Source organism: Acidimicrobiales bacterium (genome assembly GCA_025455885.1).
Lineage (GTDB): Bacteria > Actinomycetota > Acidimicrobiia > Acidimicrobiales > Acidimicrobilacustridaceae > Rhabdothermincola_A.
In genome coordinates, this window is sequence record JALOLR010000002.1 from 209,570 (window position 1) to 233,533 (window position 23,964).

General features: G+C 73.0%; 25 protein-coding genes and 1 tRNA gene. 15 read left to right on the forward strand and 11 right to left on the reverse strand.

Annotated elements, in window-relative coordinates; genetic code table 11:
* The first annotated feature begins 46 nt into the window (after positions 1-46).
* From MUE36_02635 to MUE36_02645, 3 genes are all read left to right on the forward strand, one after another.
* Positions 47-119, forward strand: a tRNA-Lys gene (locus MUE36_02635).
* Positions 120-163: 44 nt separating this feature from the next.
* Positions 164-526 carry a 6-carboxytetrahydropterin synthase QueD gene (queD, locus tag MUE36_02640; protein ID MCU0309825.1) on the forward strand — a complete coding sequence of 121 codons (363 nt, stop codon included), beginning with the start codon at positions 164-166 and terminating at the stop codon, positions 524-526.
* The gene (locus tag MUE36_02645) at positions 487-1,131 is read left to right on the forward strand and encodes a hypothetical protein (GenBank protein ID MCU0309826.1); all 645 of its coding nucleotides are present in this window, start codon (positions 487-489) and stop codon (positions 1,129-1,131) included. Before queD ends, MUE36_02645 begins: the two co-directional genes overlap by 40 nt.
* A gap of 21 nt (positions 1,132-1,152) precedes the next feature.
* On the opposite strand, the gene MUE36_02650 is transcribed toward MUE36_02645, so the two are convergent.
* Both MUE36_02650 and MUE36_02655 read right to left on the reverse strand, forming a co-directional pair.
* The gene (locus tag MUE36_02650) at positions 1,153-1,878 is read right to left on the reverse strand and encodes a TlpA family protein disulfide reductase (protein MCU0309827.1); all 726 of its coding nucleotides are present in this window, start codon (positions 1,876-1,878) and stop codon (positions 1,153-1,155) included.
* On the reverse strand, positions 1,871-2,446 hold the full coding sequence (locus tag MUE36_02655) for a disulfide bond formation protein B (GenBank protein MCU0309828.1): 576 nt from the start codon (positions 2,444-2,446) through the stop codon (positions 1,871-1,873). The genes MUE36_02650 and MUE36_02655 overlap by 8 nt, the downstream gene beginning before the upstream one ends.
* 145 nt (positions 2,447-2,591) lie before the next feature.
* Here MUE36_02655 and MUE36_02660 point away from each other — a divergent pair, with 145 nt between their 5' ends.
* Positions 2,592-4,037, forward strand: coding sequence for a multicopper oxidase domain-containing protein (locus MUE36_02660; GenBank protein ID MCU0309829.1), 1,446 nt, complete (start codon positions 2,592-2,594; stop codon positions 4,035-4,037).
* A gap of 112 nt (positions 4,038-4,149) precedes the next feature.
* On the opposite strand, the gene MUE36_02665 is transcribed toward MUE36_02660, so the two are convergent.
* Entirely contained in the window at positions 4,150-4,581 is a 432-nt protein-coding gene (locus MUE36_02665; protein MCU0309830.1) for a pyridoxamine 5'-phosphate oxidase family protein, read from the reverse strand.
* Positions 4,582-4,789: 208 nt separating this feature from the next.
* On the opposite strand from MUE36_02665, the gene MUE36_02670 reads away from it, so the two are divergent.
* Entirely contained in the window at positions 4,790-5,566 is a 777-nt protein-coding gene (locus MUE36_02670; GenBank protein MCU0309831.1) for a sigma 54 modulation/S30EA ribosomal C-terminal domain-containing protein, read from the forward strand.
* Between the two features lie 74 nt (positions 5,567-5,640).
* Entirely contained in the window at positions 5,641-8,034 is a 2,394-nt protein-coding gene (locus MUE36_02675) for an HAD-IC family P-type ATPase (GenBank protein MCU0309832.1), read from the forward strand.
* Between the two features lie 19 nt (positions 8,035-8,053).
* Here the strand turns inward: MUE36_02675 and MUE36_02680 are convergent, their stop codons facing one another.
* The gene (locus tag MUE36_02680) at positions 8,054-8,707 is read right to left on the reverse strand and encodes a response regulator transcription factor (GenBank protein ID MCU0309833.1); all 654 of its coding nucleotides are present in this window, start codon (positions 8,705-8,707) and stop codon (positions 8,054-8,056) included.
* A gap of 93 nt (positions 8,708-8,800) precedes the next feature.
* Here MUE36_02680 and MUE36_02685 point away from each other — a divergent pair, with 93 nt between their 5' ends.
* Entirely contained in the window at positions 8,801-9,925 is a 1,125-nt protein-coding gene (locus tag MUE36_02685) for a GAF domain-containing protein (GenBank protein MCU0309834.1), read from the forward strand.
* A 3-nt stretch (positions 9,926-9,928) separates the two neighbouring features.
* On the opposite strand, the gene MUE36_02690 is transcribed toward MUE36_02685, so the two are convergent.
* Positions 9,929-10,327 carry a pyridoxamine 5'-phosphate oxidase family protein gene (locus MUE36_02690; GenBank protein ID MCU0309835.1) on the reverse strand — a complete coding sequence of 133 codons (399 nt, stop codon included), beginning with the start codon at positions 10,325-10,327 and terminating at the stop codon, positions 9,929-9,931.
* 89 nt (positions 10,328-10,416) lie between these two features.
* Here MUE36_02690 and MUE36_02695 point away from each other — a divergent pair, with 89 nt between their 5' ends.
* Positions 10,417-10,896, forward strand: a complete 480-nt coding sequence (locus MUE36_02695; GenBank protein ID MCU0309836.1) for a hypothetical protein — start codon at positions 10,417-10,419, stop codon at positions 10,894-10,896.
* 22 nt (positions 10,897-10,918) lie between these two features.
* Here MUE36_02695 and dut read toward each other — a convergent pair whose 3' ends face one another.
* A complete protein-coding gene (gene dut / locus MUE36_02700) occupies positions 10,919-11,365 on the reverse strand; it encodes a dUTP diphosphatase (GenBank protein ID MCU0309837.1) in 447 nt (148 codons plus the stop codon).
* A gap of 39 nt (positions 11,366-11,404) precedes the next feature.
* Here dut and orn point away from each other — a divergent pair, with 39 nt between their 5' ends.
* The 3 genes from orn to MUE36_02715 are packed head-to-tail and all read left to right on the forward strand — an operon-like array spanning position 11,405 to position 14,545.
* Complete coding sequence (gene orn / locus MUE36_02705) at positions 11,405-11,950, forward strand: oligoribonuclease (GenBank protein MCU0309838.1); 546 nt, start codon at positions 11,405-11,407, stop codon at positions 11,948-11,950.
* Between the two features lie 49 nt (positions 11,951-11,999).
* Positions 12,000-13,115 (forward strand): MBL fold metallo-hydrolase, encoded by a 1,116-nt coding sequence (locus tag MUE36_02710; protein MCU0309839.1) that lies wholly within the window; start codon positions 12,000-12,002, stop codon positions 13,113-13,115.
* Entirely contained in the window at positions 13,112-14,545 is a 1,434-nt protein-coding gene (locus MUE36_02715; GenBank protein MCU0309840.1) for an MFS transporter, read from the forward strand. Before MUE36_02710 ends, MUE36_02715 begins: the two co-directional genes overlap by 4 nt.
* Before the next feature lie 130 nt (positions 14,546-14,675).
* Here MUE36_02715 and MUE36_02720 read toward each other — a convergent pair whose 3' ends face one another.
* The 3 genes from MUE36_02720 to MUE36_02730 are packed head-to-tail and all read right to left on the reverse strand — an operon-like array spanning position 14,676 to position 16,952.
* Positions 14,676-15,542 (reverse strand): MBL fold metallo-hydrolase, encoded by an 867-nt coding sequence (locus MUE36_02720; protein MCU0309841.1) that lies wholly within the window; start codon positions 15,540-15,542, stop codon positions 14,676-14,678.
* A 1-nt stretch (position 15,543) separates the two neighbouring features.
* Positions 15,544-16,488 (reverse strand): NUDIX domain-containing protein, encoded by a 945-nt coding sequence (locus tag MUE36_02725; GenBank protein MCU0309842.1) that lies wholly within the window; start codon positions 16,486-16,488, stop codon positions 15,544-15,546.
* On the reverse strand, positions 16,485-16,952 hold the full coding sequence (locus MUE36_02730) for an FxsA family protein (protein ID MCU0309843.1): 468 nt from the start codon (positions 16,950-16,952) through the stop codon (positions 16,485-16,487). Before MUE36_02730 ends, MUE36_02725 begins: the two co-directional genes overlap by 4 nt.
* A 73-nt stretch (positions 16,953-17,025) precedes the next feature.
* Here MUE36_02730 and selA point away from each other — a divergent pair, with 73 nt between their 5' ends.
* Together selA and selB are read left to right on the forward strand one after the other, a co-directional pair.
* Positions 17,026-18,360, forward strand: a complete 1,335-nt coding sequence (gene selA / locus MUE36_02735; GenBank protein ID MCU0309844.1) for an L-seryl-tRNA(Sec) selenium transferase — start codon at positions 17,026-17,028, stop codon at positions 18,358-18,360.
* Entirely contained in the window at positions 18,357-20,096 is a 1,740-nt protein-coding gene (gene selB / locus MUE36_02740; GenBank protein ID MCU0309845.1) for a selenocysteine-specific translation elongation factor, read from the forward strand. The genes selA and selB overlap by 4 nt, the downstream gene beginning before the upstream one ends.
* A 114-nt stretch (positions 20,097-20,210) precedes the next feature.
* On the opposite strand, the gene MUE36_02745 is transcribed toward selB, so the two are convergent.
* Together MUE36_02745 and MUE36_02750 are read right to left on the reverse strand one after the other, a co-directional pair.
* Positions 20,211-20,474, reverse strand: coding sequence for a WhiB family transcriptional regulator (locus MUE36_02745; GenBank protein ID MCU0309846.1), 264 nt, complete (start codon positions 20,472-20,474; stop codon positions 20,211-20,213).
* Between the two features lie 72 nt (positions 20,475-20,546).
* Positions 20,547-21,833, reverse strand: coding sequence for a hypothetical protein (locus MUE36_02750; protein ID MCU0309847.1), 1,287 nt, complete (start codon positions 21,831-21,833; stop codon positions 20,547-20,549).
* Between the two features lie 38 nt (positions 21,834-21,871).
* Between MUE36_02750 and MUE36_02755 the strand changes: the two genes are divergently transcribed.
* Together MUE36_02755 and MUE36_02760 are read left to right on the forward strand one after the other, a co-directional pair.
* Positions 21,872-22,846 (forward strand): hypothetical protein, encoded by a 975-nt coding sequence (locus MUE36_02755; protein ID MCU0309848.1) that lies wholly within the window; start codon positions 21,872-21,874, stop codon positions 22,844-22,846.
* A complete protein-coding gene (locus tag MUE36_02760) occupies positions 22,843-23,958 on the forward strand; it encodes an ArsA family ATPase (protein MCU0309849.1) in 1,116 nt (371 codons plus the stop codon). Before MUE36_02755 ends, MUE36_02760 begins: the two co-directional genes overlap by 4 nt.
* The last annotated feature ends 6 nt before the right edge of the window (positions 23,959-23,964 follow it).

Genomic DNA, 23,964 nt, shown 5'->3' on the forward strand with positions numbered 1-23,964 from the left:
CCCCGGGGCCCGCCGGGGCCCCGGAGGGCCCCACTAGGCTCGCCGTGCCCCTGTAGCCAAGCGGTCAAGGCAGCGGACTTTTAATCCGAAGATCGTGGGTTCGATCCCCACCGGGGGCACCGGCCCCACCTCCGGCCCCGAACCCTCCTCCCCCACGTGAGCCATGTTGTTGCACAAGCAGTTCCGCTTCGAGGCGGCCCACCGCCTCCCCGCCGTCCCCGAGGGGCACAAGTGCGCCCGCCTTCACGGGCACTCCTTCGCCGTCACGGTGTGGGTGGAGGGTGAGGTCGACCCCGACACGGGCTGGGTGATGGACTTCGCCGACATCGCCACCGCCTTCGCGCCGGTGCACGAGCGGCTCGACCACCGCTACCTCAACGAGGTCGACGGCCTGGAGAACCCGACCAGTGAGATCCTGGCGGTGTGGATCTGGGACCGACTCGCCCCTTCGCTCCCCGGCCTCGCCCGCGTCGACGTCCACGAGACGTGCACCTCGGGCTGTCGCTACGACGGCCCCGGCGCCTGACCGGACCGGGTGCCCACCGCCGCCCGCCCGGCCGGCTCGGACTGGTCGTCGTCGCCCTGACGGCCGCGCTCGTCGCCGCGAGCTGCGGGTCGGCGCCGCCCGGCCGTCTCGTCGACGAGGGCGTCCTGCCCGACGGCGCGCCGCTGACCATCCCGGTCGACGCCGGCTACAACGCCGTCGACGTGACCGAGATGGTGACCCTGCTGGTGCGCCACGAACGGCGGCGCCCCCTGCTCGAGTCGATGGTGGCCCGCAGCGACGACCCCGAAGTCCGCGAGGTGGCGCGACGGGTCCTGGCCGACGCCGAGACCGGCGACGCGGTGGCCTTCGAGCTCCTGGAGCGGTGGGGGCAGCCGACCAGCACGGAACTGGGTGGGGGCGACGGCCTCGCCGTGGGGACGGCCGCCCTCGAGGGCATGGGGCCGGCAGAGTTCGACCGGGCCGCCCTCGAGCTCCTGCTCCTCGAGCTGCAGGCCGACGTGGTCGACGGTGCGGTGGCCCGCAACGACGGTCGGGACGACACCGCCCGCCGCCTCGGGAACGACACCGTCGAGCGGGCCCAGCTACGGATCCTGCGGGTCAAGGAGCTCCTCGGCGAGCCGTGACCCGACGGGGTCCGGACCGCGTCAGGCGACCGCCTGGCCGGTGCGGGCCGCCTCGAGGAGCTGCTCCCACTGCTCGGTGGTGATCTCCCCGCTGGCCCGCTGGACGACCCGACCGTCGGCGTCGACGGCGACGAACCCCGGGAAGCCCGCGACGCCGAAGGCCGTCGCCGCGGAGTTCTGCTCGTCGTCGACGAGCGTGGGCACGCTCCACGCCTCGCGGCGGAGCCAGTCACCGGCCGGGTAGTTGGGCCTGGTCGGGTCGTTCGAGGTGGCCACCGCCACGAGCTCCACGTCGGCGGGCATCCCGTTGTCGTCGAGCCACTCCTGGATGCGGGGCACCTCGGCCTGGCAGTGGGGGCACCAGTGCGCCATCGCCATGATGACCTGGGGCTTGCCCTCCGGCCGGACGATGACGCTGGCGCCGTCGAACTGCTCGCCGGTCACCGAGGGGATGGTGGTTCCGACCGCGGGGTCCGAGCCCGTGGCCAGCGCCGGAAGGGCGGCACCCTCCACCTCGACGCTCCCGGCGCTGAGGTCGCCGCTCGGGACGACGGTGCCGCCGCTCGGCGAGGCCTGGCCGCCGCTCGACGAACTGCTCGACCGGGACACGCCGATGGCCACGATCCCGGCGACGAGGACCACCGCCGCCAACCCGATCCACAGCAGGAAGCTGCGGCTCTGGCCGGCCTGGGAGGCCTTGTGGACACGCGACGAGTGTGACGCGGAGCGGGTGGGCTTGTTACTCATGGGAGTCCTCCAGGGAGCGGCCGGGACGGGGGGTCGGTCGGGCCACGGCGAGCAGGGCGATCATGAACGCGCACGCCGAAAGGGCCATGAAAGGCAGCGAGACGAACCCGAACTCCCAGACGTAGCGGGCGGTGCACGGCGTGTCGGCGGTGCAGAACGCGGTCCCCGACTCGGGTGGGTAGGCCTGGATCCAGTGGTTGTAGGCGGCGATGACCGCGCCGATGGCCAGGACCGGGATGGCGTACACGCGGATGCCGCCGTCACGGCGCCACGCGGCGATCGCGAGGATGACCGAGAAGGGGTAGACGGCGATGCGCTGGTACCAGCACAGCTCGCACGGCGGGTAGCCCTGGACCTTCGAGTAGTAGAGCGACCCGACCGTGGTGACCAGCGCGATGACCCAGGCCAGCGGCAGGGCGGCCCGGCCGAGGTCGTCCCACACAGCGCCGAGCGCGCCGTCGGGCTCGCTGCGGCGGGCGATCGCGGCGAGGACGACGACGGCGATCACCCCGATCCAGCAGGCCAGCGCCAGGACCGCGAAGAACGTGGAGAACGCCTCGACCGTCACCGCCTCATCCTTGCACCGCCGTCCCTCGGCTCCCACCCGGGGATCGGGACCTAAGACCCTTTCGGCCATGAGTGCGGAGCCGGGACGATCCGGACGCCGACCGGAGCCCCGGTCTCGTTGTGCCGCCCACCCCCCGAGGAGACCGATGGCCCCGAACGCCGACCGCAACATGTTCACCGTGTTCGCGTCCCTGACCGCCGTGATGGCCTTCCTGATGGCCGCCGTCGGGATCATCGTGGTGGTGAACGACGACGGCAGCAGCGACACCGTGGCCACCGCGGCACCGGTCGCGGTCTCGCTCACCGAGTTCGCCATCACCCCGGACACGATCAACGTGGCGACCGGCGGGAGCCTCGAGGTCACGAACGACGGGTCGATGGCCCACAACCTCGCCGTCGTCGGCGAGGACCTCACCACCCGCGACCTCAACGCCGGGCAGTCGGAGGTCCTCGACCTCTCGACCCTCGCCGAGGGCACCTACGTCGTGGTCTGCACCATCCCCGGCCACGAGGCCGCCGGCATGACCGGCACCCTCGTCGTGAGCGGGAGCGGCGACGGGGGCGGCGAGACGGCCGCCGCGGCGACGACCGGCGGGCACGGGGGGGACGACATCGACTACGAGGCGATGGACGCCGCCATGATCGAGAACACCACCGAGTACCTCGAGGCGTTCGCCGAGTTCGGCACGGGCGTGCCGACCGAGGGCCGGGGCAACCAGCCGCTCGTGCCCGTGGCGGGACCGGACGGCGTGAAGGAGATCAACCTCGAGGCGTCGATCATCGACTGGGAGGTCGAGCCCGGCAAGATCGTGAAGGGCTGGGCCTACAACAACCAGATCCCCGGTCCGGCGATCCGCGTCGAGCCGAACGACCGCATCCGGGTGACGCTGAAGAACAACACCCCGCTCGGCCAGGACATCCACTGGCACGGCGTCTCGACCCCGTTCGCCCAGGACGGCGTGGCCCCGATCACCCAGCCGCTGATCCTGCCGGGCGAGAGCTACACCTATGAGTTCAACGCCCCGCCCCAGCACGAGATGGGCATGTACCACGCCCACAACGGGGCCTCGGTCTCGGTGATCAACGGCCTCTACGGCCAGTTCCAGGTGGGCGACGTACCGCTCCCGCTCGGCAAGTCGGTGAGCGGCGAGGTCGTCCCCGAGGACCTGACCATCACCCAGGCGCTCCCGATGGTCCTCAACGACGCCGGCACGATCGGCCTGAGCCTCAACGGCAAGTCGTTCCCGGCCACCGACCCGATCGTGGCCAACGTCGGCGAGACCACGCAGATCACCTACCACAACGAGGGCCTGCAGTGTCATCCGATGCACCTGCACCGGATCCCGCAGCTCGTGATCCAGAAGGACAGCTGGGTGCTCGACCAGCCGTACTTCGTCGACACGCTCAACGTCTGTCCCGGCGAGCGCTACACGGTGCTGGTGACCCCCCAGGCCGACGACGTGGGCATCTGGGCGTACCACTGCCACATCCTCACCCACGCCGAGACCGAGAAGGGCTTGGCCTACATGGTCACCGTGATGGTCGTGCCTCCGGTGCCGGAGCGGGGCCAGAGCGCCGGTCCACCGGCTTGACCGCGGGGACCTGACGCCGCCCCGGCGTCGCCTTCGGGGGGAGGCGACGTCGGGGCGGTGTCGCGTCCCCGGTCAGACCGGGAAGCGGGACGGGGCGCGGGACGCGCCGGCCTCAGGGGGCCGGGTCGTCGAGGGGGGTGATGCGCCGACCGCTGACCCGCTCGGCGTGGACGGCCACGTAGTAGGGCTTGTCGTGGTCGGACCACGGGGCCAGCTCGAGGGCCTCGGCCCGGGCGAGGTCGGACTCGGTCTCGACGATCCTCGCCCATCCCGTCACCACGACGCTCCACGCCGCCCGTGTCCCGGTGTCGGTCCAGTCGATCTCGAACGAGACCGGCGCTCCCCGCACCGTCGACTCGAACTTCGTGCCCGGTGCGGTGCGGAAGACGATCTGCTCGCCGTCCATGGCGTAGTTGACGGGGAAGATCACCGGGTGGCCGGCGTCGACGACGGCGATCCGCCCGACGTCGGTGGACGCCAACAACTCGAAGCACTCCGAGCGATCCATGACCTCGATGCCGGTTCGGGTGTCGATCAACCGCATCACGGGCCTCCCTGCGTCGCGGGAGCGTCCCGCTCCCCCCATGTTGCCCGTCCGGGGAGGGCGGGGCCAGGGACCGATGGCCCGATCCGACGGGCGCCGCCGACTCGGGACCTTCCGCCCTTCCCCGGGGCGGTCTCGGGGACGAAGCTGTCGGCGAGGGCCAGGGGTCTCGCCGACGGGCGACCGGGTCTTCGGGGAAGGGATCGAGATGGACGTTCGAGAGTTCGATGTCGCCGTCACCACCCGTGGCGACGTGCCCGACGACGCCACCGAGTACGCCGTGACCAAGGTCGCGCAGCTCGGTCGCTACACCACCAAGCCCGTCCTGTTCGCGCAGGTCAAGCTCGTGCAGGAGGCCAACCCGGCCCACGAGCGCCCGGCGCTGGCCGAGGCCACGCTCGACGTCAACGGACGCGTGGTGCGCGCCCACGTGGCCGCCGGTGACCTCATGGAGGCCGCCGACCTCCTCGAGGCCCGCATGCGCCGGAACCTCGTCCGCGAGTCCGAGCGCCACGAGCACGGTCACGAACGGGCGCCGCTCGACGGCGAGTGGCGCCACGGCACCCACCCCGTGAACCGGCCCGTCGTCGTCGATCGCGACGTCGACGAGCGGGAGGTGGTGCGCCACAAGACGTTCGCGCTGACGCCGGTCACCGCCGACGAGGCCGGGCTCGACCTCGAGCTCCTGGGCCACGACTTCTACCTGTTCACCGAGGTCCACTCCGGTCTCGACGCCGTCCTGCACGTCACCGACGAGGGCGGGCTCGAGCTGCAGTTGGCCCGTGACGGCGTCGCACGACCGCCCGACTGCGACGACACCATCGCGCTCGGGTCGGCGGCGCCCGTGCTCACCCTGGCCGAGGCCGAGGAGCGACTCGACGTCGGACACGAACCGCTCGTGTTCTTCGTCGACGCCACCACCGAGCGAGGACAGGTCGTCTACCGCCGCTATGACGGCCACTACGGCCTGATCACCCCGGCCTGATCACCCCGGCCTGAGCCCACGGCAGCCCGGCACCGGTCACGGGGTCGATCGGAGACCTGCGGTAGACACGGGGGATGACGGCGACGGTCGGCGGCTCCGCCGAGCTGGCAGGGCTGACCACCGAGGAGGTGGCCGCCCGCCGGGCCGACGGACGCACCAACGACGTCGAGGACCCCACCAGCCGGACCGTCGCCGACATCGTGAGGTCGAACGTCCTCACGCCGTTCAACTTTCTCCTCGGGAGCCTCCTCGTCGTCATCCTGGCCGTCCGGGAGTACCGGGACGCGCTGTTCGGCATCGTGTTGGTGCTCAACGCCGTCATCGGGATCGTGCAGGAGACGAGGGCCAAGCGGTCGCTCGACCGACTGGCGCTGCTCAACGCCCCACACGCCCTCGTCCGTCGCGACGGCGCGATCGTCGAGATCCCGTCCAAGGAGCTCGTCGAGGACGACCTGGTGGAGCTCCGCCTCGGGGACCAGATCGCCGTCGACGGGCTGGTCCTCGAGGGCAGCGGGCTGGAGATCGACGAGTCGCTGCTCACCGGCGAGGCCGACCCCGTCCCCAAGTCCGTGGGGGACGAGGTGCTCTCGGGCAGCTTCGTGGTCGCCGGGGCCGGTGCCATCCGTACCACCGGCGTGGGCGTCGACGCCTACGCCTTCAAGCTGGCCAGCGAGGCCCGACGGTTCTCGCTGGTGAACAGCGAGCTGCGCGACGGGATCAACCGGGTCATCAAGATGGTGAGCTGGCTGATGATCCCGACGGCCATCCTCCTCGTCACCGCCCAGCTGTCCGCCGACGTCTCCGTCACGGAGGCCGTCCAGGGTTCCGTGGCCGGGCTGGTGGCCATGGTCCCCGAGGGACTCGTGCTCCTCACCAGCATCGCTTTCGCCGTCGGCGCCACCCGCCTCGCTCGCCGCAAGGTCCTCACCCAGGAGTTGGCGGCCATCGAGGGGCTCGCCCGTGTCGACGTCATCTGCCTCGACAAGACCGGCACCCTCACCGAGGGTTCGCTCAGCCTGGCCACCGTCGAGCACCTCGGCCACCACGACGACACCTCGACAGACGCCGGTTCGGTGCTCGCCGCGCTCGGGGCGACCGACGACCACCCGAACCCGAGCCTGGCCGCGATCGTCGCCCACCACGACCACCCGCCGGCGTGGTCGACGACCGAGGTGGTGCCCTTCTCCTCGGCCCGGAAGTGGAGTGCGGCGGCGTTCGCGGACCACGGCGCCTGGCTGCTCGGGGCGCCCGACATCCTGCTCACCCGGGCCGGGGACGACGTCGCGACGACCGCCGGCGGGCGCCTCGACCACTACGCCCGGCGCGGCCGCCGGGTGCTGCTGCTCGCCTCCGCGCCCGGCGGGCTCACGGGCGAGGACCTCCCCCCGGTCCTCGACCCGGTCGCGTTGGTGGTCCTCGACGAACGCCTGCGGGATTCGGCGCCCGACACGATCGCCTACTTCGCCGACCAGGGCGTGGCCGTGAAGGTCATCTCCGGCGACAGCCCCGTGACGGTCGGCGCCGTGGCCGAGCGAGTGGGGGTCCCCGGGGCGGAGCACCCCGTCGACGCCCGCCAGCTCCCCGACGACCCCGACGAGCTCGCCGACGTGATGGACCGCAACGCCGTCTTCGGTCGGGTGACGCCCCAGCAGAAGCGGGCGATGGTCCACGCCCTCCAGCGCCGGGGCCATACCGTGGCGATGACCGGCGACGGCGTCAACGACACCCTGGCGCTCAAGGACGCCGACATCGGGGTGGCCATGGGAGCCGGGTCGGCGGCGGCCCGCGCCGTGGCCCGCTTCGTCCTGCTCGACGACGACTTCGCGGTCTTCCCCTCCGTGGTGGCGGAGGGCCGGCGGGTGATCGCCAACGTCGAACGGGTCGCCAACCTGTTCCTCACCAAGACCTTCTACGCCATGGCGCTGGCTCTCGCCGTCGGTGTCGGCCGGCTCCCCTTCCCGTTCCTGCCGCGCCACTTCACGATCATCTCGGCGCTCACCATCGGCATCCCCGGGTTCTTCCTGGCCCTCGCCCCCAACCCCCGGTTGGCCCGCCCCGGCTTCCTGCGCCGGGTCCTGCGCTTCGCCGTCCCCGCCGGCGTGGTCGCGGCGATCGCCACCTTCGGTGCCTACCTGATCGCCCGGGACGGCTCCGACGCCGACCTGGCCGAGGCCCGCACGGTGGCGGTGATCGTGCTCTTCGTCGTCGCGCTGTGGGTGTTGGCCTTCCTGAGCCGTCCGCTCACGAGCTGGCGCGGTGGCCTCGTGGTGGCGATGGCCGTGCTGTTCGTCGGCGCTCTCGCCATCCCGTGGTTCCGCGACTACTTCGACCTCGTGCTCCCGGATGCCGAGGGGATCGCCGCCGCGGTCGGGGTCGGCGCCGTGGCCGGCGGGCTGTTGCAGATCGGCTGGCAGCTCAGCGGGTGGGCACCACCGCCGGCCGACGACCACACCACCGATCCGGGCTGAGGCCCCCGGGGGGCGGGCCCTACTCGGTCGTCCGGCGGTGGCGCTCGCTCAACCGGGCCGCGTACACCGCCGCCTCCGTGCGCCGCTGCATGCCCATCTTGGCCAACAGGTTGGACACGTAGTTCTTGACGGTCTTCTCGGCGAGGTACATCCGCTCGGCGATCTCACGATTCGTGAGCCCCTCGGCGAGCAGGTCGAGGATGCGCCGCTCCTGGTCGGTGAGGGCCTCGAGGCGGGTGTCGCCCATGGCCCCGCCGCGGAGGCGCTCCAGCACCTGGGCGGTGACGCCCGGGTCGAGCAGCGACTGCCCGGACGCGACGGTGCGCACCGCGTCGACGAGCTCCGACCCCTTGATCTGCTTGAGCACGTAGCCCGACGCGCCCGCCATGATGGCGTCGAAGAGCGCCTCGTCGTCGGCGTAGGACGTGAGCATCAGGCAACGCACCGACGGCAGCCGGCTGCGGATCTCCCGGCACACCGAGACCCCGTCGCCGTCGGGCAACCGGACGTCGAGGACCGCGACGTCGGGGGCCAGCGCCGGCACCCGCCGCAGCGCCTCCTCGGCCGTGCCGGCCTCGCCGACCACCTCGAGATCGCCGTCGGCCTCGAGCAGCTCGCGCAGGCCACGGCGGACGATCTCGTGATCGTCGAGCAGGAAGACACGGGTCGTCACGGCGCCAGTCTGCCCGCTGGGACGACCCCGGCCCGCGATCGCCCCGGCGCGACGCTTTCGGCTGTCTGACGCGACACCGTTACGCTCGGGGCCGTGAGCAGAGCGACCGTCGACGTCAAGGAGCTGCGCCAGCTGCTCGACGCGGTCGTGGCGGTGAACGCCGAGGCGAGCCTTCCAGGGGTACTCCAGCGCATCCTCGAGAGCGCTACGGCGCTGGTCGACGCCCGCTACGGGGCCCTGGGCGTGCTCGATCCGTCCGGCGCCAGGCTGGTCGAGTTCCGCACCATCGGCATGGCCGACGACACCGTCGCCGCCATCGGTGCCGACCCCGAGGGCCTCGGGATCCTCGGACTGCTCGTCGCCGATCCCCGGCCGATCCGTCTCGCCGATCTCAGCGCCCATCCGGAGTCCCACGGGTTCCCTCCGAACCATCCCCCGATGACCACCTTCCTCGGGGTGCCCATCCGGGTGCGGGGCGAGGTCTTCGGCAACCTCTACCTCACCGAGAAGGCCGACGGCCAGCCGTTCACGGAGATCGACGAGGAGCTCGCCGTGGGCCTCGCCGCCACGGCCGGCGTGGCGATCGAGAACTCGAGGCTCCACGAGCGCATCGGAGAGCTGCGGGTGGTCGAGGACCGTGAGCGCATCGCCCGCGACCTCCACGACACCGTCATCCAGCGCCTGTTCGCGACCGGGCTGAGCCTCCAGGGGGCCGCGGCGAGGATCGACGACCCGGCCCTCGCAGGGCGCCTCGAGCAGGCGATCGGCAACCTCGACGACACCGTCCGCCACATCCGCACCACGATCTTCGAGCTGCAACGGCCCCGCCTGCCCGGGCGGAGCCTGCGCCAGGAGCTGCTCGACATCGTCGACGAGGTCGCCGGACCCGCCGGCCTCGTCCGTCAGGTGCGCTTCGACGGGCCCATCGACCTCACGGTGCCCACCGATCTCGGCGACGAGGTGGTGGCGGTCGTGCGCGAGGCGGTCAGCAACGTCGCCCGCCACGCCGGGGCCGACACCGTGACCGTGCAGGTGACGGTGTCCGACGACGAGCTCGAGGTCCGAGTGGACGACGACGGGTGCGGTCCGGGGCCCGGGGCCGGGAACGGCCTGGTCAACCTGCGGCGACGCGCCGAGCAGCACGACGGCTCGTCCGAGCTCGTCGGCGGCGAGCAGGGCGGCTCGACGCTGACGTGGCGGGTCCCGCTCGCGGGTTGACCGTCACCACACCCGTCGACCGCACACCAGGTCGGTCCGGATGGCGGCGAGCTGGTCGCACGAGCGCTTCCCGAAGACCCGCGGCGGTGAGGCGCCGGCCCCACCGTCGTCCAGGACCCTGGACGAGCCCTGCACGAGCACACTCCACGCGATGTCGCCGTCGGATCCGGTACCCGGGCCGTCGGCCTGGAAGGCCACCACCGAGTCGTCGAGCGCCGCCCTGATCCGCTCGCCGGCGAGCGCCGAGACCACGAGATCCTCACCGTCGAGGGCGAAGCGGACCGGGAGGACCACCGGCAGCGCGTCGATGCACAGCGCCAGCCGTCCGACCGACAGGGTGCCCAGCAGGCCGAGGCAGGCCGACCGACCGAGCACCTCGAGACCGTTGGGGTCCACCTCCATGCCCGCCATCCTGAAGGACCGGGGCGGCGCAGGGGCAGGGCCGAACGGCCCGGGCCGGACCCGGCCCACCGACCGCGCGAGAGTGGCGCATGACCCCGCGCAGGCCAGGAGGCGACCCCGGCGCCGACGACGGGGTCGGGCCGGGCGACGGGCGCCGCGAGGAGGTTCGCCTCGAGGTCCCCGCCGAATCCCGCTTCGCCCGCCTCATGCGCATCGCCGTCTCGGCGCTGGCGGTGCGCCGGGGCTTCGACGTCTCGGTGGTGGAGGACCTGCGCATCGCCGTCGACGAGTCGCTGATCCTTTTGCTGCGGGCGGTGCCGTCGGGTGGCGGTGGCGGCACCCCGACCGACGGCGACCCCGTCGAGACGACGATGGTGCTGACGCTGAGGGAGGACGGGGGCGAGATCGACATCGGGCTGAGGGTCGTACCCCCACCGGTCGTCGAACCCGACGACGCAGAAGCCCGCGACGCCCTGTCCAGGTTCACCGAGCTGGTCCCACCCCGGGTGGTGGTCACCGAGGTCGATCCGGCCCGTGGCTACGTCGCCCTCGAGCTGACCCGGGCCTGATGCCGCCCGACGCCGTCCGGGCTCAGCGACCGGTGTGGCCGAAACCGCCGTCGCCCCGCGCCGAGGATCCGAGGTGGTCGACGTCGTCGACCTCGACCAGCACGGCGTGCTCGACGGCCTGCACCACGAGCTGGGCGATGCGTTCGCCGCGGACGACGGTGAACGGTTCGGTCGGGTCGGTGTTCACGAGGAGCACCTTCAGCTCTCCGCGGTAGCCGCTGTCGATCAGCCCCGGCGTGTTCAGGCAGGTGACGCCGTGGCGCAGCGCCAGTCCGCTGCGGGGCTGGACGAACCCGGCGTGGCCCTCGGGGATGGCGACGACGAGACCGGTCGGGACCAGCGCCCGCCCCCCGCCGGGCGCCAGCACGACATCCTCGCTCGCGCAGAGGTCGAGGCCGGCGTCGCCCGGCGTCGCGTAGGTCGGGAGCGGGAGGGAGGGATCGAGGCGCACCACCGGGAGTTCGAGCACCCGGCGATGGTAGGCAGGGCCAGTCGGTAGATTCCTCGGGTGCTCGCCTGGATGGACCTCGAGATGACCGGGCTCGACCCGGCCCGCCACGTGATCGTGGAGATCGCCACGCTCGTCACCGACGACGACCTCACCCTCGTCGCCGAGGGCCCCGACCTCGTGATCCACCAGCCGGCGTCGGCGCTCGCCGCGATGGACGACGTGGTCGTGGCGATGCACACCAAGAGCGGCCTGCTCCCCGCCATCGAGGCCTCGACGGTCTCGCTGGCCGACGCCGGCGCAGCGACGCTGGCCTTCCTTCGCGAGCACATCGCCGAGCCGCGGTCGGTGCCCCTGTGCGGGAACTCGATCGGCACCGACCGGCGCTTCCTCGCCACCCACCTCCCGGAGATCGAGGAGTTCCTGCACTACCGGTCGGTCGACGTGTCGAGCGTGAAGGAGCTGTTGAAGCGCTGGAACCCGGCGCTGCTCGACGACGCCCCCCGCAAGGCCGAGGGCCACCGCGCCCTCGACGACATCCAGGAGAGCGTCAAGGAGCTGCGGTTCTACCGCGACACGTTCTTCCGCCTGCCGGACCCGGCCTGAGGCGAACGGCATCCGACCCGGCCCCGAAGAGTGGTTAGGGTCGAACCCCGTGACCGACGCGCCCGCCCACTCCCACCCGCCCGGACGGATCCCGAAGCAGGAGCAGGAAGAGGCGTCGCCGGAGATCACCGAGGTGGCCAGGGGCATCCTGCGCCTGCAGCTCCCCACCAACTTCACCGGCCTGGGCCACGTGAACACCTACGCCATCGAGGACGGGCGCGGCGTCACCCTCGTCGACCCCGGCCTGCCGTCGCAGGAGTCGTGGGACGCGCTGCTCGACCGCCTGAAGGCGGCCGGCATCCCGCTGGCTCGGGTCCACACCGCCTACGTGACCCACAGCCACCCCGATCACTTCGGTGGCGCCCACCGCCTCGTGGAGGCCGCCGGTTCGGACGTGTTGACCTCGACGATGTTCCGCCGCTGGTCCGACGTGCTCGACCTCGAGGAGACACCGCTCGAGCCCCGCAACCCCGCCGACGAGGGAGAGGCGGTCACCCTCCTCGCCGCCGAGGAGGACCTCGACCCCGCCGCCCTGGCCGAGCTGGAGATCTCCCTCCCGGGGTTCCGCAACTTCCGCCAGCGCCTGCGCAACGCCATCGAGGAGGGCCGCCTCGACGAGCTCGACTGGATGCGGGTGCCCCGCCCGACCATCGCCGTCGACGATCAGGAGGTCGTCCGCCTCGGCGATCGGGACTGGGTGGCGGTCACCACCCCGGGCCACACCCACGACCACCTGTGCATGTGGTCGCCCGAGGACGGGGTGCTGTTGTCCGGCGACCACGTCCTACCCACCATCACCCCCCACATCGGCGGGTTCATGGGTGGCGATCCGCTGGCCGCCTACCTCGCCAACCTGGACAAGGTCGCCGCGCTGGAGGGGATCACCCAGGTGCTGCCCGCCCACGGGCACCCCTTCGCCGACCTGGCCGGACGGTGCGAGGCGATCAAGGACCACCACGCCACCCGCCTGGCGCAGCTGGTCGACGCGTCGGACGAGCTCGGTTGGGCGGCGGTGACCCGGTGGTCGGAGATCCTCTTCTCCCCACGGAGCCGCGGGCCGATGGCCGACAGCGAGACCCACGCCCACCTCGAGCACCTGCGCCTGAGCGGTCGGGCCGAGCGGCGGGAGGTCGACGAGGTCACCGAGTACCACGTCCTGACGTGACGGTCACGGCCGGGGAGCTGTTCCGCGACCGGGCCGTCGTCGCTGCCCTGGCCACGACGCTGGCCGCCACCGCCGCCGCGGTCACCCAGGTCACCGCCCTCGGCATCCTCGTCTACGACCTCACCCGGCGCGACCTCGACCTCGGCTTCCTCGGGCTGGCCGAGTTCCTGCCGGCCATCGCCCTGGTGCTGGTCACCGGCTCGGTGGCCGACCGCTTCGACCGGCGCCGGATCATCTCCGTCGGTCTGGTGGGCGAGATGGCCTGCTCCGCCGGGCTGGCGGCACTGGCCTTCCGGGGGAACACCTCGACGGCCCCGATCTTCGCCCTGGTCGTGGCCTTCGGTGTGGCCCGGGCGTTCCTCGCGCCCGCGACGCGATCGTTGAGCCCCGACAACGCCCCGCCCGGAGGGCTCCCCCGCCTCGTGGCGTTCAACTCCGCGACCTGGCAGGTGGCGCTCATCGGGGGACCGGTCCTCGCCGGTGTGCTCTACGTGGTCGGGCCGGCGTGGCCGTTCGTCGCCTGCATGGGGTTCGCGGCCATCGGGGCGGTGGTGGTGAGCTTCACCCGGCCCACCGAGCACGACCGCCCGGTGGACGTCGCCGGGCCGCCCTCGGTCGACGACCCCGCGTCGGGGGCGCTCGTCGACCTGGCCGACGAGGCCCGCCCGGCCGAGGTCCTCGATCGCCAGGGCGAGGCCGAGGCGGCCCGCGTCCGCCCCGGCGGCGACGCCGAGGAGGGCACCGGGGCGCACGACGGCCCGCCGGTCCAGAGGGCGCCGATCACGCCCCAGGGGCGGTTGCGCCAGGCGGCCGAGGGCCTCGTCGTGATCCGCCGGCGCCCCATCCTGCTCGGGGCGATCTCCCTCGACCTGTTCGCGGTGCTCTTCGGTGGCGCGGTCGCGCTGCTGCCCGCCATCGCCCAGACCCGCCTCGGCGTGGGCGCCGTCGGCCTCGGCTGGCTGCGCGCCGCCGGCGGGATCGGCGCCGCAGCCATGACGTTGTGGCTCACCATCCGCCCGGTCCGGCGCCACGTGGGCCGCACGATGTTCGCGATGGTGGCCCTCTTCGGCGTGGGCACCATCGCCCTCGGGCTGACCACGGTCTATGCGGTGGCGTTCGTGGCCATGCTCGTCCTGAGCGCCGCCGACGCGGTGAGCGTGTTCATCCGCTCGACGATCGTCCCGTTGGTGACCCCGCCGGAGGCCCGCGGGCGGGTGCTGGCCGTCGAGGGGGTGTTCGTCGGGGCGTCGAACGAGCTCGGCGCGTTCGAGTCGGGAGTGGCGGGTGCGCTGCTCGGCACCGCGGCGGCGGTGGTGACCGGGGGCGCCGCCACCCTGGTGGTGGTCGGGATCTGGATGCTGGCCTTCCCCGCCCTGCGACGGATCGACCGCTTCAGCGACCTGCGCACCACCCCTCCCGACCCCCCCTGACGCCAACGTCGAGTCACACCAACTGTTGAGTGCTCAGCTCGCTGAAGCGAGCTGAGCACTCAACAGTTCGGAGATCGAGCCGGAGCCGGAGGCGGAGGCGGAGGCGGAACTGGAGCGCCGGAGCGGGCGGTCAGATGACGGACCACGGGCGGGTCAGGGCCTTGCCGGTCACGCGGCCCTCGTCCGCCATCTTCAGGAGGTGGGCGTGCACCGAGTGGCGGGCCACCGGGTGCAGCGCCGGATCGACATCGGTATAGATGTCCTCGACCAGCACGGGGATCCGGGCGCTCCCACGCGCCGCGAGGGCGTCGTAGACCATCTCCTCACGGGCCAGGCGGTGGTCGATGTACCACTGCAGCAACGGCTTCGGGTCGTCGATCAGGTGGCCGTGGCCGGGGGCGATCGACTTGAGGCGGAGGCCCTTCACCCGCTCGAGCGACTCGAGGTAGGCCGCCATGTCGCCGTCGGGGGGCTTGATGACCACCGTCGAGCCCTGCATGACGTGGTCCCCCGAGAACAGCATCCGTTCCTCCTCCAGAAGGAAGCAGAGGTGGTTGGAGGCGTGACCGGGAGTGTGGTGGGCCGTGAGACGGAACTCGGTGGCCTCTATCTGGTCGCCCTGGCGCAACCGCCGGTCGACCTTCAGGCCGTTCCGGTTGCTCCACGCCGCGATCTCGGCCCCGGTGCGCTCCTTCAGCGCCGCCGCCCCCGGTGAGTGGTCGGGGTGGGTGTGGGTGCACAGGATCCAACGGATCCGGTCGCCCCCGCAGCCGGCGATCGCCTCGAGGTGCTCGGCGCTCTCGGGTCCGGGGTCGATGACGGCGATCTCGTCGATGCCGACCAGGTAGGTGTTGGTGCCCGCGCCGGTCATCATCCCCGGGTTGGGGGCGACGATCCGTCGCACCAGCGGGGAGAGGGCGCGTGCCACGCCGGGCACGAGCGGCGGCGGGGGTGGCGAGGCGTCGTCGGTGGCGGTGTCGGTGTCGGTGTCGGCCATGTCAGCTCGGCTCCCCTTCATCGGTGGCGGTGGAGGACCGGAGGTCGGCCGGGTCGAGTCGTCCGTGCCCGACGAGGCGGTTCATCGGCTCGCCGACCGGGAGCTCGTCGGGCAGCTCGGCGTCGTCGTAGCCGGGATCGCCGGGGAGGGCGATGCGGAAGCCGCCGGCCGGCTCGGCGACGATCCGGGGCAGGATCGCCGGGACCACCTCGACCGCCGCCGCAGCCGTGAGGGCGGCGTCGACGGTGTCGAAGCGATCGAGGGCCTCGAGGCTGCGGATGGTGGGGAAGATGAGCTCGAACTCGCCGGCGTGGTGCCGGGCCAGTGCGTCGCAGGGCCGGATCCAGAGGTTGGCGATCACCTCACGGTCGTCGTGGAGGCCGACCTGGGCCTCGGGGGCGCGCGCCACGAAGAACCGGGTGTCGTAGCGCCGGGGGGCGCCGAGCGGGGTGATCCAGTGGCTGAAGTAGTGGATGGTGTCGACGGCCAGCTGGAGGCCCTCGTCGGTGCACACGTCGACGAGGCGACGCTCACCACGGTCGACCGCCGAGCGGTGGGCGTCGAAGCGTTCAGCGACCCCCGGGTCGTCGAGGCGGATCACGTCGCCGCCCACCTGCCCCTGGGGGCGGGCCAGCAGCAACCCGGCTTCCTCGAAGCACTCTCGCACCGCCGCCACCCAGTAGGCGAGGCCGCCCCGCTCGATGCCCAGCTGGGCGGATGCCGAGGCGTCGCTGCGGCCCTGGCAGACCGCGTCGAGGTCGGCGTGGCGGTCCGCGTCGTCGACGCCGCCGCCGGGGAAGACATAGGCCCCGCCCACGAAGTCGCTGTTCAGGTTGCGACGCAACATGAACACCTCGAGCCCGGCGGCGCCGTCGCGCAGGATCATCACCGTGGCGGCGTCGCGCACCGGCACGTCGTCACCGTGGTCCCACGGTGGGGTGCTCACCGGCCCGGGCCGAGCTCCGGCGGCGGATCACCGGGGCGCGCGGGTCGTGTCGTCACGTCGCCCACGAACTCCACGTCGATGTAGCCGCGACCGGCGCCGACGCGGGACCCGTCCCCCCATCGCCCCAGGAGCCGGTCCCGGAACCGCGCCCGGACCGGCGGCAACAGGAGCACGAGCCCGGCGAGGTCGGTGACGAACCCCGGGACGACGAGCATCGACCCGGCGGCCAGCAGGAGGCCCCCGTCGACCATCTCAGCGGCCGGCACCTCGCCCCGCTGCACCGTGCGCTGCGTGCGGCCCCAGACGCCGAGGCCCTGGCGCTTCACCAGCCAGACGCCGCTGAGGCTCACGGTGAGCAGGAGCGCCAGGGTGGGGAGCAGCCCGATCAGCCCGGACATGGTGACGATGACGTACAGCTCCACGATCGGGAGCACCACGAACAGCGCAACCAGCAACAGGGCCATGGCCTCTGATCCTACCGGCCCTCCCCGAGGTGTCCCCGGGCCGCTCTCGGGGTACCGGCCCTATCCTCACGTCGTGCCCGAGCCGGACGCCACGCCCCGATCCGCGCCGCTCGGGGCCGACCGACCCCCGTCGATCGACGCCCTCGCCCGCTCGTTGCAGGGCACCGGGCTCCCCCATCCGCTCCTGGTCGACGTCGCCCGCGAGGCGGTGGCCGCCGGCGATCCGGGCTCCGCCCGGGCCCGCGCCGAGACCCGGCGACGACGCCTGCTGCAGCCGGTGGTGAACGCCACCGGCGTGCTGTTGCACACCAACCTGGGTCGGGCGCCGCTGGCCCACGACCAGCCCGCCGGGTACGCGAACCTCGAGATGGACCTGGCCACCGGCGAACGGGGGTCGCGCCACGACCACGTCGGCGCGCTGGTGGCCCGGGCCGCCGGCGCCGAGGCGGCCATGGTGGTCAACAACGGGGCAGCCGCGGTGCTGTTGGTGCTGGCCGCCCTCGCCCGGGACCGCGACGTGGTCGTCAGCCGCGGGGAGCTCGTGGAGATCGGCGGAGGTTTCAGGGTGCCGGAGGTCATGGCCACCTCCGGTTGCCGTCTCGTCGAGGTCGGCACGACCAACCGCACCCGCCCGGCCGATGTGGTCGACGCCGTCCACGCCCCGGGGGCCGACGTCGCCGTGCTCCTCCAGGTCCACCAGAGCAACTACCGCATCGTCGGCTTCACCGAGGCGGTCACCACCGCCGAGCTGGCCGCCATCGGGCCGCCGGTCGTGGTCGACCTCGGCTCGGGGCTCCTCGACGAGGCCTGCCCCTGGCTCCCGGGCGGACCGCCCACCTGGCTGAGGGGCGAGCCGGCGGTGCGCCAGACCCTCGAGGCCGGTGCCGACGTCGTGGTGTTCTCGGGCGACAAGCTGCTCGGCGGGCCCCAGGCGGGGATCATCGCCGGTTCGGCCGAGTCGGTGGCCCGCTGCGCACGCCACCCGCTGGCCCGGGCGCTGCGACCGGGCGGCCTGGTGCTCGCCGCGCTCCAGGAGGTGGTCCTCGCCTACCTCCGGCGCGACGCCGACCGGCTGCCGTTCTGGCGCATGGCCACCGCACCGGCCGACGAGCTGCGGGCCCGGGCCGGAGCCGTCGTGGCCGCGACGAGCGGCGTCGGCGAGGTCGAGGACGTCTCGGTCGTGGCCTGCTCGTCGGTCACGGGGGGCGGCACCCTGCCGGGGGTCGAGATCGCGTCGTTCGGGGTGCAGCGCCGCGGTGACCTGCGCCGGGCGCTGCGGGCCCACGAGCCGCCGGTGGTCGCCCGGGTGGAGGAGGGCCGGACCGTCTGCGACCTGCGCACCGTCGACCCCGCCGACGACGACGTGCTCGTGGCGGCGCTGCGGGCCGCGTCCCCGAGCGGCGGATGAGCGACGAGCCTCTCGTCCGCATCGTGGCGACCGCCGGCCACGTGGACCACGGCAAGTCGACGCTGGTGCGGGCGATCACCGGCACCGACCCCGATCGATGGGCCGAGGAGAAGGAGCGGGGTCTCACCATCGACCTCGGCTTCGCCTCGGCCGAGCTGCCGTCGGGCGCGGTGGTGTCGTTCGTGGACGTGCCCGGCCACACCCGGTTCCTGAAGAACATGTTGGCGGGCGTCGGGGCGGTGCCGGCGTGCCTGTTCGTCGTGGCCGCCACCGAGGGGTGGAAGCCCCAGAGCGAGGAGCACCTCCGGATCCTCGAGCTCCTCGGGATCGGCCACGGTGTCGTGGCCCTGACGAAGGTGGGGCTGGTCGACGCCGACCACGTGGCCGTCGCCCGGCTCGAGCTGGCCGATCACCTCGCCGGGACGTTCCTGGCCGGCGCCGAGGTCGTGGAGGTCGACGCGCCCATCGGCATCGGCATCACCGAGCTGCGCACCGCCCTCGACCGGCTCGTCCGGGCCACCCCCGCCGCCGTCGACCGCGGCCGCCCGAGGTTGTGGATCGACCGGTCCTTCGTCGTGAAGGGCGCCGGCACGGTGGTCACCGGCACCCTGGTCGGCGGATCGATGGCCGTCGACGACGAGGTGGTGGTGCAGCCCTCGGGTCGACCGGCCCGCGTGCGGGGGCTCCAGACCCGGCACCTCGACCTCGCCGCGATCGACCCCGGTCAGCGGGCGGCGGTCAACCTCAGCGGGGTCGACCGGACCGCGCTGACTAGGGGCGACGTCCTGGTGCGGCCCGGTCAGTGGCACCTGACCACCCGCGTCGACGCCCGACTCGACGTGCTCGCCACCTTGGACCACCCCGTCTCCCGACGCGGGGCCCACGTGGCCCACCTCGGCGCCGGCGAGTTCGCGGTGCGCCTCCGCGTCCTCGGCGACGACGCCCTCGCCCCGGGCACGACGGGGCTCGTCCGGCTCCACCTCCCGGTGGCGCTGCCGCTCCTGCCCGGTGACCGGTTCGTGTTGCGGGAGTGGGGGCGCGACGAGACGGTGGGAGGCGGCGCCGTGCTCGACGTCGACCCGGTCCTCCCGGCGTCCACCGCCCGACCCGACGGCTCGACCGATCGCCTGGTGGCCGAACGGGGATGGGTCGACATCACCCGCCTCGAGCGCCTCACCGGCGAGCGTCGGGCCCCCGACGTCGGGACCTGGGCGGTCGCCCCCGCGGCGCTGGCCGAGGCCCGCGAGACGGTGCGAGCGGCGATCGACGCCGCCGGGACCCAGGGCCTCGAGGTGACGACGCTCGACGACCGCCACCAGGCGGTGCTGGCGACCCTCGACGGCGTCGAGGTGGTCGCCGGGCGCGCCCGCCCCGCCGGTGGCGCCGCGACGGCCGCCTCGGGGCTCGTCGACCACCCGTGGCTGGCCGAGCTCCGGGCCGCCCCGTTCACCCCTCCGGGCCCCGAGGGCGTCGATCCGACCGACGTCCGGGCCCTGGTCGATCTGGGTCTCGTGGTGCGCGTCGACAAGGTGTGGTTCTCGGCCGACGCCGTGGAGCGCGCCGCCGAGGTGGTGGCCGGGCTCCTGGTCGACGCGCCCGACGGGGTCACGGTGGGCGACGTCCGAGAGGCCCTCGGCTCGACGCGCAAGTACGTCGTGCCGCTCCTCGGCCACCTCGACGCCACCGGCCGCACGCGCCGGCGCGGGGACGCGCGCATCGCCGGGCCCCGCCTCTGAGCTCCTCGACCGGCCGGGCCGAAAAAGGCCCCGGCGCCGGGTCGGACCGAAGTCCGGACCCCGGCGCCGGGTACGCAGCGAGCATCCGTCCCCCCGAACGGATGTCGCAGACCGTCAACCGGTGCGGTGCACCATGAGCTGCTTGCGCTCGAGCTCGTTGAGCCCACCCCAGATCCCGTGGGGTTCACGGATGGCGATGGCGTAGTCGAGGCAGTCGTCACGCACCGAGCAGCCGGCGCAGATCTCCTTGGCGCGGCGCTCGCGCAGGAGCTTGTCCTCCTTGCGCTCGAACTGCGGTGGCGGGAAGAACACCGCCGACTGCGGTCCCCGGCAGGCCGCCTTGAGCTGCCACGTCTCGTCGCTGCGCTGTGCACTCACTTCTCAGGACCCCCTCCACGAGCGAACCTATCGCCGCGCGAAGTCGCCCACAAGGGGTTTGTGCGACTTTTGTCACTCCCCCGGTTCGGGCGTCCGGCGGCGCTCCCGGTAGTCCCGGGCTCCACCCTCCTCGGGCTCGACCTCCAGCACGAGCCCGTCGATGCCGACGACCCGCACCCGGTCGAGCTCCTCGACCGGGGTGGCCCGGTTCGTCGACGCCCGCCAGAGGGCGTCGCGGATCTGGACCACGCCGTCGGGGTTCACCGCCGACACCGCCCGGCCCACCTCGCCGATCATCCACTCCCGTCCGATGGTGGGCGTGGAGAAGCGCGTGCGGACCATCGAGGGCATGCCACCGAGGAAGGCCAACAGGACGCCCACGATGCCCACGAGGAGCGTGACCCAGGACAGGGCCAGCCCGTCGAACAGGAACAGCGACCCGATGGCGAACATCACCACCCCGGCCGCGGTCCAAAAGCGCGGGACACCGGTCTGCACGTCGATGGCGAAGGCCAGCATCGACGCCACGACGAGGGCGAGGGCCCACCCGCGCACCGGCAGCACGGCGAGCCCGTAGCACGCCAGGACGAACGAACCGGCTCCGACGACCCCGGCCACGCCGACGCCGGCGGTGAACAGCTCGAAGATGATGAGGGCGAGACCCACCGCCAACAGCAGGTAGGCGACCGCCGGGCTGGCCGCGGTGTGCATGAGCTGGTCGAGCAGCGAGAGCTGGCTGAACTGGACCTGGGTGAGGGGCTCGCGTCGGGTCTGGTCGTCCTGGGTGACCTCACGGGTCTGCACGCCGGGGATGTTCACGAGGAAGTCCCCGATGGTCGGCGCGGGGAACGACGTGATGCCGAGCTCCTCGGCCTCCTGGGTGCTCACCACCCGGTCGGCGATGGGGCCGAGACGGTCGAGGTCGAGGCCGTCGACGAGCGCCTCGCCGGCGTCGCCGAGCCGCGACCCGGGTGCCATGCCGACGTCGTCGGCGGCACCGACGAGCTGGGCGCCGGGTCCGGTCAGCCCCGACCCGGAGGGGCCGATCCACACGTCGACCCGGACCGACGCGTCCAGCACCTTCTCGAGCAGCTCGCCGAACCGGGCGTCGGACACCACGACCGCGTTCGAGTCGACCTGGAGCACGAGGGCGAGGGCGCCCGCGGCCTCGGCCTCGTCGATGGACGTCGCCACGAAGTCGACCAGGACCGGGTCGAGGAGGCCGTCGATCTCGATGACCGCCACGAAGCCGGCGTCCTCGGCAGGAACGGGATCGTCGGCGGACTGGGCGGCGGCGGGCAGGATCGACGCCACGACCCCGACCACGATCCCGGCGAGGGCCAGGATGCAACCGGTCACCGATAGTCTTCGCACCCGAGGTCCTCCGAGGAGATTGAGTGGATCCTGCGCAGTTCTTCGCAGCATCACGCGTGCTCATCGTGGCCGGGAAGGGGGGCGTCGGCAAAAGCACGGTGAGCGCCGCGGTCGCCCGCAGCGCCGCCCGGGCGGGGCTGTCGACGCTCGTCGTGGAGATCGAGGGGAAGAGCGGGCTGGCGGGACTGTTCGGTCAGCCGGCCTTCGGCTACGACGAAGTGGTGCTCTCGGCGGGCGGCGGGCCGTCCGGAGCGGCCGACGTGCGGGCCCGCGCCCTCACGCCCGACGACGCCCTGCTCGAGTACCTCGCCGACCACGGGCTGTCCCGTGTCAGCCGCCGCCTGCTGTCGGCCGGCGCCCTCGACATGGTGTCGACGGCCGCGCCCGGCATCCGAGACATCCTCGTGCTCGGCAAGGTCAAGCAGATCGAGCGCAACGGCGACGTCGATCTGGTGGTGCTCGACGCACCCGCCGCGGGGCACGCCATCTCGTTCCTGCGCTCGGCCCGTGGACTGGTCGACGCGGTCCGCTCGGGGCCGGTGCGGACCCAGGCCGCCGACGTGCTCGAGATGCTCACCGACCCGGAGCGGTGCCAGGTGATGCTCGTCACCCTCCCCGAGGAGACGCCGGTCAACGAGCTCATCGACACCGCGTTCAGCCTGGAGGACGAGGTCGGCGTGAGCCTCGGGCCGGTCGTCGTGAACGGGCTCTACCCGGCGCATCCCGGGCTCGACCTCGACCCGGAGGAGGCGGCAGCCGCGGCCCGCGTCCCGATCACGCCCGCCGACGCCGGAGCGCTGCGCTCGGCGGCCGCGTTCCGGGCGGCGCGCACCGCGCTCCAGGACGAACAGGTGGCCCGCCTGGCGGCCGCGCTGCCCCTCCCCCAGCTGCACCTCCCGTTCCTGTTCTCGACCGACCTCGGGCCCGCCGACGTCGAGACCCTCGCCGACGCGGTGGCCGAGGGCGTCGACCGGCTCACCCCGCTGGCCCGGTCGTGAGCGCCGGGGGGCCGCCGACGGGCCGGCCGGGAACCCTGCTCGACCTGGTGGTCGGGAAGTCCGTCGTGATCTGCACGGGCTCGGGCGGGGTCGGCAAGACCACCACGGCGGCCGTGCTGGCGATGGAGGCGGCGCGCGAGGGCCGGCGGGCGTGCGTCGTGACGATCGATCCGGCCCGCCGTCTGGCCAACGCCATGGGCCTCGACGGGCTCACCGACGCCCCGACGACGGTGGCCGGCGACTGGCCGGGCGAGCTGTGGGCCCTGATGCTCGACACCAAGACCACCTTCGACGCGCTCGTCACCGAGAACGCCACCGACCCGGAGCAGGCCGAACGGATCCTCGCCAACCGCTTCTACCGCAACATCTCGAGCGCGCTGTCGGGCACCCAGGAGTACATGGCGATGGAGAAGCTCTACGCCCTGCACCACGACGACCGCTTCGACGTGATCGTCGTCGACACCCCGCCCACCCGCAACGCGCTCGACTTCCTCGAGGCCCCCGACCGGCTCACGCGGTTCCTCGACCACCGCCTCTACCGGCTGTTGATCACGCCGACGAGGGGCCTGGCGCGGGCGATGAACGTGGCCGCCCAGGCGTTCCTGCGCACCGTGTCCCGGGTGATCGGCCGGGAGGTCGTCACCGACCTCGTCGAGTTCTTCACCGCCTTCGACGGCATGGAGCAGGGGTTCAAGGACCGCGCCGCACGGGTGGTGGAGCTCTTGCGCGCCGACGAGACGGCGTTCGTGCTCGTCACGGCCCCCCGGCGCGACGTCGTCGAGGAGGCCAGCTACTTCGCCGGCAAGCTCCACGAGGCCGACATCCCCGTGCGGGCGTTGATCGTGAACCGGGTGCACCCCCACTTCACGGCGACCCGCCCGGCCGTCCTACGGGAACGGGCCGACGCCCACGCCGGCACCCCGTTCGGCGAGTTGGTCGCCAACCTGGCCGACTTCGCCACGGTGGCCTCGACCGAGGACGCCCACCTCGCCGGGCTCTCGGCGCGGGTCGCCCCGGCGCCGGTGGTGAGGGTCCCGTTCCTGAGCGACGACGTGCACGACCTCGCCGGCCTCGACCGGATCGCCGGGCACCTGTTCGGCCGCGACGGCTGAGCGAGC